This is a genomic window from Angustibacter aerolatus, assembly GCF_054776675.1.
On sequence record NZ_BAAHBM010000106.1, the window covers coordinates 1 to 9,753 of the forward strand.

Here is a 9,753-nt window from a genome sequence, read left to right on the forward strand (position 1 = left end):
CGTGGCCTCCAGCGCCGCGAGGGTCAGCTTGTCGACGCGCAGCGCACGGGCCAGCGGGTGCCGGCGCAGCCGCTCCACCAGCTCGCCGAGGCCGAGCAGCAGCCCGGCCTGCGGGCCGCCGAGCAGCTTGTCGCCGCTGCCGGTGACCAGGTCGGCGCCCGCGGCCAGCGCGGTCGCGGCGTCCGGCTCGTCGGGCAGCAGGCGGTGCGGTCGCAGCAGCCCGGAGCCGAGGTCGGCGACCACAGGCACCCGCCCGCCCAGGGCCGCTGCCAGGTCGCCCACCGGCACGCTGGAGGTGAACCCCTGCACGACGAAGTTCGACGGGTGCACCTTCAGCACCATGCCGGTCGCCTCGCCGACGGCACCGGTGTAGTCGGCCAGGCTGGTGCGGTTGGTGGTGCCCACCTCGCGCAGCCGCGCGCCGGTCGAGACCAGCAGGTCGGGCAGCCGGAACCCGTCACCGATCTCGACCATCTCGCCGCGCGAGACGACGATCTCGCGGCCCTGGGCCAGCACGGTCGCGGCCAGCACCAGGGCGGCCGCGCCGTTGTTCACGACGTGCACGCCACCGGCCTCGGGCACCGCGTCGGCCAGGGCCGCGACCGCGCCCCGGCCGCGGCGGGCGCGGGCGCCGGTGCGGCGGTCGAACTCGACGTCGGTCGTGCCGGACGCCCGCACCACGGCCTCGACGGCCGCTTCCGACAGCGCCGCCCGACCGAGGTTGGTGTGCAGCAGCACGCCGGTGGCGTTCAGCACCGGCTGCATCGACCCCGCGGACGCCGGCAGCGCGGCCAGCACCTGCGCCACCAGCACGTCGGCCATCGCGGCGACGGACGCGGCGCGGGCGGCGGCCAGCGCCTCGCCGTCCGCCTGCTTCACCATCGGCAGGTCGAGCCGCTGCGCCGCGTCGCGCAGCGCGGGATCGGCCAGCAGCGCGTCGGTGCGCGGCAGCGAGCGGCGCGGGTCGGCTCCCCCGCCGTCGCCCCCCATGCCTAGGACCGCCCGCCGCGGCGGTCGACCTTGTGCGGCGCCGCCTGCGCCAGCGGCTTCACGACGAGCAGGTCTACGTTGACGTGCGGGGGGCGGGTGGCCACCCAGCTGATCGCGTCGGCGACGTCGTCGGCCACCAGCGGCTCCGCGACGCCGTCGTACACGCGGTCGGCAGCAGCCTGGTCGCCGCGCAGCCGCACCAGCGAGAACTCCTCGGTGCGCACCATGCCGGGGGCGATCTCGCAGACGCGCACCGGACGGCCGTTCAGCTCGAGCCGCAGCGTCTCGACGAGCGCGGTGACGGCGTGCTTGGCCGCGGTGTAGCCGCCCCCGCCCTCGTACACCAGGTGCCCGGCGATCGACCCGGTCACCACGATGGTGCCGCCGTCACCGGCCTCGAGCGCCGGCAGCAGCGCGCGCACGGTGCGCAGCACCCCGAGCACGTTGACGTCGAACATCGCCTGCCAGTCCTCGTCGCGACCGTGCTCGACGGGGTCGGTGCCGTGGGCGCCGCCCGCGTTGGCGACGAGCAGCGCGACGTCCGGCAGGTCGGCGGCCAGCGCCTCGACCGAGGCCGGGTCGGTGACGTCGAGGGTGGCCGCACGGACGCCCGGGTGCTCGGCGGCCAGCGCGTCCAGCCGGTCGCGGCGGCGGGCGGCCGCCACGGCGCCGAAGCCGTCGCGGGCCAGCCGGGCGGCGGTGGCGGCACCGATGCCGCTGCTGGCGCCGGTCACGATCGCGACGGGGCGGCGGACGGCGTCGGACGTGTCGGGTGCGGAGACGCTCACGGGCACCGACCCTATGCGGGTCGGCGCCCGTGAGCGCGGTGCGGTGGGGCTAGTACCGGTCGCCGCCCTCGACGTCGACCACGTGCATCGCGGCCTCCTCGGCCGACGCGGCACCGCCGTCGATGCCGACGTCGTCGCCGAGCAGGTCCTTCTCGGTGTCCTCGTGCGCGCCCTCGTCGGGCGCGACCAGCCGGCCGGACCGGATGCCGCCGACCTCGCCGTCGTCGAGGAACTCGTCGGCCTCGGACGGCGCGTCGGGGTCGTCGTCCGCGTCCGCGGCGAGCGGGTCCTCGACCTCGAGGTTCGGGTCGGGCTCCTCCTGCGCGATGCGCTGGTCGAGCGTCTCGCCGCGCGCCTCCTCCTCGGCGGTGGTGCCGAACGCCTCGACGCCGCGGGGCTTCTCCGGCGGGCTGTAGCCCTCGTCGAGGGAGTCGTCGACGCCGCGGTCGTCGAGGGTCTCCTGCGCGGAGGGCTGGTTGTCCTCCTCGGTGGCGTACATGCCGGTGAGGTTCTCGTTCGTGTCGTCCAGGTCGCTCATGCCCCAGAGCCTGCCAGGCGGGCGGGCGCCGGGCACGTCGAGCGGAGGCGGACGGGAATCGAACCCGCCAGGCCGAGGTGCTCGGCCTCGTCGGTGTTGAAGACCGCGGGGGCCACCAGGCACCCTGACGCCTCCCTGCCGGGTCGCGACCCGACGCCGACAACCTAACGTGGGCGCATGAGCGCCGCACCAGCGAGTCCGATCCGGCTGACCGAGCTCGCCCGCGGGGGCGGCTGCGCCTGCAAGATCCCGCCCGGCGAGCTCGAGGACGTCGTCGCCGGCCTGCGCGGCACCGACCCGGGCGACGACCTCCTGGTCGGGCTCGACGACGGCGACGACGCGGCGGTGGTGCGCATCGCGAACGGTCAGGCGGTGGTGATGACCACCGACTTCTTCACCCCGGTCGTCGACGACCCCTACGACTTCGGTCGCGTCGCCGCGGCGAACGCGCTGTCCGACGTCTACGCGATGGGCGGCACACCGCTGGTCGCGGTGAACCTGCTCGCCTGGCCGCGCGACGTCCTGCCGATGGAGGTCGCGGCGCAGGTGCTGCAGGGCGGCTTCGACGTCGCGCGCGAGGCCGGCTGCCACGTCGCCGGCGGGCACAGCATCGACGACGCCGAGCCCAAGTACGGCATGGCCGTCACCGGCCTGGCCGACCCGGACCGCCTGCTGCGCAACGACGCCGGCGAGGCCGGGCTGCCGCTCACCCTCACCAAGCCGCTCGGCACCGGGGTGCTGAACAGCCGGCACAAGCAGACCGGCGAGGTCTTCGCGCAGGCGATCGCCAGCATGACCGCCCTGAACCGCGACGCCTCGGTGGCGGCGCTCGCCGCCGGGGTCCGTGCGGCCACCGACGTCACCGGGTTCGGGCTGCTCGGGCACCTGCTGAAGCTGGTGCGCGCCTCAGGGGTCGACGCCGAGCTCGACGCCGCCGCCGTGCCGTACCTCGACGGCGCCCGGCAGGCGCTGGCCGACGGCTACGTGAGCGGCGGCACCCGCCGCAACCTCGACTGGGTACGGCCGCACCTGAGCGCCTCGGTCGACGAGGACGAGCTGCTGCTGCTCGCCGACGCCCAGACCTCCGGCGGGCTGCTGGTGGTCGGCGAGCTGCCGGGCCACCCGGTGATCGGACGGCTGGTGGCGCGCGCCGGCGACGGGCCGCACGTCGCCGTCCGCTGACCGCACCGCGGCGCCCGTGCGCGCGTCAGCCCGCCCGGGAGTCCTCCCCGGGCGGGCTGACGTGCGCAGACCGGGCTGGCGCGCGGACGGGGTCAGACGCCGCTGGAGCGGGCCCACAGGTCGATGCCCGCGTCGACCGCGTCGGCGTCGACCTCGGCCAGCTCCTCCGGCGTGAGCGGCGGCGCCTGCAGCGCGCCGACGTTCGCCTCGAGCTGCTCGACGCTGCTGGCGCCCACCAGCACCGACGTCACCCGCGGGTCGCGCAGCGCCCAGGTGAGCGCCATCTGGGCCAGGCTCTGGCCGCGTCGCCGGGCGATCTCGTGCAGGTTGCGCACGTGCCGCAGCGACTGCTCGGTGAGCAGGTCGGGCGACAGCGACTTGCCCTGGCTGGCGCGCGAGCCCTCCGGGATGCCGTGCAGGTACTTGTCCGTGAGCATGCCCTGCGCCAGCGGGGAGAACGCGATGCAACCCACGCCCTCGTCCCCCAGCACGTCGAGCAGCTCGGCCTCGATCCAGCGGTTCAGCATCGAGTACGACGGCTGGTGGATCAGCAGCGGCGTGCCGAGGTCGCGCAGGATGGCCGCGGCCTGCCGGGTGCGCTCGGGCGAGTACGAGGAGATGCCGGCGTACAGGGCGCGGCCGCTCTGGACGGCGGTGTGCAGCGCGCCCATCGTCTCCTCGAGCGGCGTGTCGGGGTCGGCGCGGTGGCTGTAGAAGACGTCCACGTAGTCGACGCCCATCCGAGCCAGGGACTGGTCGAGCGAGGCCAGCAGGTACTTGCGCGACCCCCACTCGCCGTACGGGCCGGGCCACATGTCGTAGCCGGCCTTCGTCGACAGCACGAGCTCGTCGCGGTACGGGCGCCAGTCGCTGCGGTACAGGGTGCCGAAGTTCGCCTCGGCGGCGCCGTAGGGCGGGCCGTAGTTGTTGGCGAGGTCGAAGTGCGTGACGCCGAGGTCGAAGGCGCGGCGCAGGATGGCGCGCTGCCGCTCGAGCGGGACGTCGTCACCGAAGCCGTGCCACAGGCCGAGCGACACGGCGGGCAGCTGGAGGCCGCTGCGCCCGGAGCGGCGGTAGGACATCGACTCGTAGCGGTCGTCGGCGGCGCGGTAGGGCGGGGGGATCATGCTGGCCACCCTGGCACGGGTGCCCGCAGACAGCACGACGGCCCCCGCACCAGCGGGGGCCGTCGCACGAGTCTCGGTGTCGAGACCGCTCAGATGGCGTTGACGTTCTCCGCCTGCGGGCCCTTGGGGCCCTGGGTGATCTCGAACTCCACGCGCTGGTTCTCGTCCAGCGAGCGGTAGCCCTGGCTCTGGATCGCCGAGTAGTGCACGAAGACGTCGGGGCCGCCGCCGTCCTGGGCGATGAAGCCGAAGCCCTTCTCGGCGTTGAACCACTTCACAGAACCCTCAGCCATGCCGTCTCCTCCATGGGGACGTCGTACAAACCGACACCGTGCCGGTCTTCCTGCGTGATCGCGTCCCGACGTTGGAGCAGAGGAGCCCTGAACACCGGTGACGAGGTCGGATTGCCGCCCGCGTCGCCGGTCAACGCGAAGAACACTGAACTGCAGCGCCACTCAGTATGCCAGAGGCCGCCCGGAAACCAACCCCTCCAGGCAGGGTTTCAGCAGGTCGTCAGGGGCGGTCCGGGTCGGCGCCGACGCCCTCCACGGCCTGCGCCACCGGCACCTCGCCGCCGACCAGCTCGAGCACCGAGCGGTCGGCCCCTGGCCGGTGCAGCAGCTCGGCCTGCACGGCCGCCACGTCGTCGCGCGAGACGTCGCCGCGCCGCACGTTCGGGGCCAGGTGCACCAGGCCGGTGCCGGGCTCGTCGGTGAGCCGGCCCGGTCGCAGCACCAGCCAGTCGAGCGCCGTCCGTGCCCGCAGGTCGTCCTCGGCGGCCAGCTTGGCCCGCAGGTAGACGAGGAAGCCGTCGTCGAGGCCCTCGGGCACGGCGCCGTCGCGCACCGACTCGACCCCGGTCGACGACACCAGCTGGTAGCGCGGGACGCCGGCCGCCTCGGCGGCGTCGGCCAGCAGCACCGCGGCACCGTGGTCGACGGTGCCCTTGCGCTCGTCGCCGCTGCCCGGGCCGGCACCCGCGCTGAAGACCACCGCGTCGCACCCGCGGACCGCGGCGGCGAGCTCGTCGACCGCCGCCCGCTCGAGGTCGAGCAGCACCGCGGTGGCACCGTCGGCCTCGACGTCGGCGACGTGGTCCGGGTCGCGCACGATCGCCAGCACCTCGTCGCCGCGGGCGTGCAGCAGCCGCGTCAGCCGCCGGGCGACCTGCCCGTGACCACCCGCGACCGCGACCCTCACGACAGCACCCGCAGCCGGATGGTCTCGGGCATCTGCTGCAGCCGGGTGACCATCTCGGGCGTGTAGTCGGCCCCGATGTCGGTGACGAGGTAGCCGACCTCGCCGCGGGTGCTCAGCGACTGCGAGTCGACGTTCACCCCGTGCTCGGCGAAGAGCGCGTTCACCGTCGCCAGCACGCCGGGCACGTTGCGGTGCATGTGCGCCAGCCGGTGCGAGCCGGCCAGGTCGCCCGCGCCGATCGGCGGCAGGTTGACCGACATCGAGGTCGACCCGCCGTCGGCGTAGCCGCGCAGCTTGCCGGCGACGAAGCGGCCGATGTCCTGCTGGGCCTCCTCGGTGCTGCCGCCCACGTGCGGGGTGAGGATGACGTTCGGCAGGCCGCGCAGGTCGGACTCGAACGCGTCGCCCTGGCGCTTCGGCTCGAAGGGGAAGACGTCGATGGCCGCGCCCGCGACGTGGCCCGACTCGATGTGCCGCCGCAGCGACGCCGTGTCGACGACGAAGCCGCGGCTCATGTTCATGAACAGCGACCGCGGGCGCATGACGGCGAACTCGTCCTCGCCGAACAGGTCGCGGTTGCCCGAGCGGCCGTCGACGTGCAGCGACACGACCTCGACGGTCTCCAGCAGCTCGCGCAGGCTGCCGCAGCGCTTCGCGTTGCCCAGCGCCAGCCGGTCCTCGGTGTCGTAGAAGTACACCGACATGCCCAGCGCCTCGGCCACCACCGACAGCTGCGAGCCGATGTTGCCGTAGCCGACGATGCCGAGCCGGCGGCCGCGGATCTCGTGCGACCCCTTCGCGGACTTGTCCCACACGCCGGCGTGCATGGCGGTGTTCTTCTCCATCAACCGCCGGGCGAGCGCGATGATCGAGCCGATCGCGATCTCGACGACGCTGCGGGTGTTGGAGTACGGGGCGTTGAAGACGGCCACGCCGTGCCCGGTGGCCGAGTCGAGGTCGATCTGGTTGGTGCCGATGCAGAACGCGCCCACGGCCTGCAGTCGCGGCGCGGCGTCGAGCACCTTCTCGGTGACGTTCGTGCCCGAGCGGATGCCCAGCAGGTCGACGTCGGCGAGCGCGTCGGCGAGCTCGGCCTCCTCGAGCGCCCCGGGCAGGCTCTCGACCTCGTGACCGCTCGCGCGCAGCAGCTCCGCCGCGTCGGGGTGGATGTTCTCCAGCAGCAGTACCCGCACGCCTGGCTCCCGTGGCTCGCCGACCGATTCGGTTGCCAGGGTACGAGCACCTCGGGCGCCCGGGGCACGCGGTCCACACCTCGGACCGGCCCTACCCTGAACCCGTGGACGACGCGCAGCAGCCGGGCCCTCCCCCGCGCGTCGACGTCGACCACGACGACCCCGAGGGCTTCACCGTGGTCGTGGGCGGGGTGCCGAGCAGCTACGTGCACCTCGGCGACCCCACGCGGCTGGAGTTCGAGTACGTGCGGTGGACCGGCCGGGTGCTCGACCTGCTGGCCGAGCCCGGCGAGCCGCTGCACACCCTGCACGTCGGCGGCGCCGGGTGCACGCTCCCCCGCTACGTCGCCGCCACCCGCCCGCGCTCGCGGCAGGTGGTGCTCGAGCCGGACGCCGCCGTCATCGACCTCGTGCGCGAGCGGTTCGGGTACAGCCGGCGCAGCGGGTTCAGGCTGCGGCAGGCCGACGGGCTCGAGGGGCTGGCCGCGTTCGAGGCCGGGGCCTTCGACGTCGTGGTGCGCGACGCCTTCGCGGGCGACACCACGCCCGCGCACCTCACGACGTCCGGCTTCGTGCAGGCCGTCGCGCGGGTGCTCACCCCACACGGCACCTACGTCGCGAACGTCGCGGACCGGGCCGGCATGGAGCTGGTGCGGCGCGAGGTCGCGACGGTGCAGCCGCTGCTGCGGCACGTGCTGCTGATCGGCGAGACGCAGCACCTGCGGGGCCGGCGCTACGGCAACGTGCTGCTGGTCGCCTCGCGGCACCGCCTGCCGGTCGCCGGGCTCGAGCGGGTGCTCGCCTCGGACCCGGTGGCGACGCGGGTCGTCGACCCGGCTCGCACGCGGGCGCTGGCCGCCGGCGCCTCCGCCATCACCTGACGGGGCGCCGGGGCCGGCTCAGGACTCGTCGTCCTGGGCGGCCAGGAAGCGCTCGACCTCGTCGCCCAGCTCGTCGGCCGACGGCAGCGCACGGCCCTCGGGGGCCAGCAGGCTGGTGCGGCCGCGCGCGCCGACGTACGCGTCGTACTGCTCCTCGAGGGCGTGCACCACGCGGGTGACCTCCTCCGAGGAGCCCACCTGCTCGGTGATCGCGGCGCGCGTCTCGACCGCCGCGGCGACCAGGTCGTCGGTGGGCAGCCGCAGGCCGGTCGTGCCGCTCACCCGGTCGAGCAGCGCGGCGGCCGCGTCGGGGTAGGCGGTCTCGGCGAGGTAGTGCGGCACCTGGGCGACGAAGCCGAGCGCGTCGTGCCCGGCCTCGCCGAGGCGCAGCTCGAGCAGCGCGCCCGCCGAGCCCGGCACCTGCACCGTGCCCGACCAGCCCTCGCTCGGCGGCACCAGGTCGGCCCGGTTGGCGTGCCCGATGACCCCGACGGGGCGGGTGTGCGGCACGGCCATCGGGATGGCGTGCAGGCCGACGACCAGTCGGACGCCGAGCTGCTCGACGAGCCGGGTGACGGCGGCCGTGAAGCGCTCCCACTGCACGTCGGGCTCGGGGCCGGTCAGCAGCAGGAACCACGTGCCGGCGTCGTCGCGGACCGCGCGCAGCACCAGCTCGGGGGTGTCGTACGACTCGTAGTGGTCGCGGTCGTAGACCATCGGCGGACGCCGGGAGCGGTAGTCGACCAGCTGGTCGGCGTCGAAGGTCGCCACGACACGGTGCTCGAGGCGCTCGAGCAGGGCGTCGACCGCCTGGCGGGTGGCCGCCCCCGCGTCGACGAAGCCGTGCATCGCGTGCACCAGCACGGGGCGCTCGAGGCCGGGCTGACCGCGCAGCTCGTCGGCGCCGTCGCTCAGCGTGTAGAGGGTCTCTGGGTCGAGCACGTCGTCCTCCGTCGGGTGGTCCGTGGGCGCCGCGGCCGGTCGTGCGACGCCCTCACCGGTGCTGAACGTCGAACACCCCCGGGGTAGTCCCCAGGGGTGCTCGTGATCTGCGCGGTCAGTCCTCGTCGCGCGGCGGCAGCGGCAGCGGCCGCCCGTCGCGGCCGAGTCGCGTGCGCCGCGGGTTGGCGAGCGACCCGCTGCGCGGACGCTCGGTGGTGTCGACCTGAGCCTGCTCGTTCATGACCCCGCCCCTCTCGTTCGTCTGCCTCACGATCATTCTCCCCCGTCGCGCTTGGTGTGACCTGTCGAGAACCGGTGGTCTGCGTCACATCCCGGGCCCCGACCGGTGCCCAGGTGGGCGCACGGTGCGATGGTCCTGTGGACAACCTCCGAGGTGGTCGGCGCATTCCCCTACGGTCGATTGCATGACGAACACCGTGGTGGATCTCGAGGCGCTGCAGGCGGTCTCGGCGCGCCTGCTCGCAGCTGCCGATGCCGCACGCGACCTCTCGCGGCACCCCGGCGTGGTGCGCGGCCGGGCCGCCGACGGCGGCGACGACGCGCTGCGCGACGCCGCGGTGCACTTCGCCGACCGCTGGTCGTGGGCGCTCGATCGGGCCTCGTACGACGCCCGGCGCATCGGCGAGCTGCTCGGTGCGGCGGTCGACACCTACCGTCGCACCGAGCGCCTGGTCGGCGCCGACCTCGGGGCGCTTCGCGACGCCGGGCGGGCGCGATGACGGGGCCGGGGGCCGCCGGAGGGCCGCTGCCGCCGTGCCGGCTGGTCGGTGCGCACGGCGTGCCGGGCGACCCCGACCGGGTGCGCCAGCTCGCCGCCCAGCTGACCGCCGTCGAGGTCGGCCTGCGCGACCTGGCGGCCCTGCGCACCCCCGGCGTGGCCGGGTGGAGCGG

General features: G+C 74.9%; 12 protein-coding genes and 1 tRNA gene. 3 read left to right on the forward strand and 10 right to left on the reverse strand.

The window, feature by feature from the left end; genetic code table 11:
* The 4 genes from selA to ACYVI6_RS16685 all read right to left on the reverse strand — a co-directional run.
* Positions 1–990: L-seryl-tRNA(Sec) selenium transferase (gene selA / locus ACYVI6_RS16670; RefSeq protein WP_460447441.1), on the reverse strand; the 990-nt coding region annotated here is incomplete at its 3' end.
* Between the two features lie 2 nt (positions 991–992).
* Entirely contained in the window at positions 993–1,778 is a 786-nt protein-coding gene (locus ACYVI6_RS16675) for an SDR family NAD(P)-dependent oxidoreductase (protein ID WP_460447442.1), read from the reverse strand.
* A gap of 49 nt (positions 1,779–1,827) precedes the next feature.
* Positions 1,828–2,316 carry a DUF5709 domain-containing protein gene (locus tag ACYVI6_RS16680; protein WP_284290717.1) on the reverse strand — a complete coding sequence of 163 codons (489 nt, stop codon included), beginning with the start codon at positions 2,314–2,316 and terminating at the stop codon, positions 1,828–1,830.
* 42 nt (positions 2,317–2,358) lie between these two features.
* Positions 2,359–2,451 (reverse strand) — tRNA-Sec (locus ACYVI6_RS16685).
* A gap of 42 nt (positions 2,452–2,493) precedes the next feature.
* Here ACYVI6_RS16685 and selD point away from each other — a divergent pair.
* The gene (selD, locus tag ACYVI6_RS16690) at positions 2,494–3,498 is read left to right on the forward strand and encodes a selenide, water dikinase SelD (protein ID WP_460447443.1); all 1,005 of its coding nucleotides are present in this window, start codon (positions 2,494–2,496) and stop codon (positions 3,496–3,498) included.
* A 92-nt stretch (positions 3,499–3,590) separates the two neighbouring features.
* On the opposite strand, the gene mgrA is transcribed toward selD, so the two are convergent.
* The 4 genes from mgrA to serA all read right to left on the reverse strand — a co-directional run bounded on the left by mgrA (position 3,591) and on the right by serA (position 7,018).
* Entirely contained in the window at positions 3,591–4,625 is a 1,035-nt protein-coding gene (gene mgrA / locus ACYVI6_RS16695) for an L-glyceraldehyde 3-phosphate reductase (protein WP_460447444.1), read from the reverse strand.
* Positions 4,626–4,714: 89 nt separating this feature from the next.
* Positions 4,715–4,918, reverse strand: coding sequence for a cold-shock protein (locus ACYVI6_RS16700; RefSeq protein WP_284290714.1), 204 nt, complete (start codon positions 4,916–4,918; stop codon positions 4,715–4,717).
* Positions 4,919–5,138: 220 nt separating this feature from the next.
* Positions 5,139–5,825 carry an SDR family oxidoreductase gene (locus ACYVI6_RS16705; protein ID WP_460447445.1) on the reverse strand — a complete coding sequence of 229 codons (687 nt, stop codon included), beginning with the start codon at positions 5,823–5,825 and terminating at the stop codon, positions 5,139–5,141.
* Entirely contained in the window at positions 5,822–7,018 is a 1,197-nt protein-coding gene (gene serA / locus ACYVI6_RS16710; RefSeq protein ID WP_460447446.1) for a phosphoglycerate dehydrogenase, read from the reverse strand. Before serA ends, ACYVI6_RS16705 begins: the two co-directional genes overlap by 4 nt.
* A 104-nt stretch (positions 7,019–7,122) precedes the next feature.
* Between serA and ACYVI6_RS16715 the strand changes: the two genes are divergently transcribed.
* Positions 7,123–7,899 (forward strand): spermidine synthase, encoded by a 777-nt coding sequence (locus ACYVI6_RS16715; RefSeq protein WP_460447447.1) that lies wholly within the window; start codon positions 7,123–7,125, stop codon positions 7,897–7,899.
* A gap of 18 nt (positions 7,900–7,917) precedes the next feature.
* Here ACYVI6_RS16715 and ACYVI6_RS16720 read toward each other — a convergent pair whose 3' ends face one another.
* Together ACYVI6_RS16720 and ACYVI6_RS16725 are read right to left on the reverse strand one after the other, a co-directional pair.
* Positions 7,918–8,841 carry a proteasome assembly chaperone family protein gene (locus tag ACYVI6_RS16720; RefSeq protein ID WP_460447448.1) on the reverse strand — a complete coding sequence of 308 codons (924 nt, stop codon included), beginning with the start codon at positions 8,839–8,841 and terminating at the stop codon, positions 7,918–7,920.
* 115 nt (positions 8,842–8,956) lie between these two features.
* Entirely contained in the window at positions 8,957–9,082 is a 126-nt protein-coding gene (locus tag ACYVI6_RS16725; RefSeq protein ID WP_284290706.1) for a hypothetical protein, read from the reverse strand.
* A 184-nt stretch (positions 9,083–9,266) separates the two neighbouring features.
* On the opposite strand from ACYVI6_RS16725, the gene ACYVI6_RS16730 reads away from it, so the two are divergent.
* The gene (locus ACYVI6_RS16730; RefSeq protein ID WP_460447449.1) at positions 9,267–9,581 is read left to right on the forward strand and encodes a hypothetical protein; all 315 of its coding nucleotides are present in this window, start codon (positions 9,267–9,269) and stop codon (positions 9,579–9,581) included.
* Positions 9,582–9,753 lie beyond the last annotated feature (172 nt).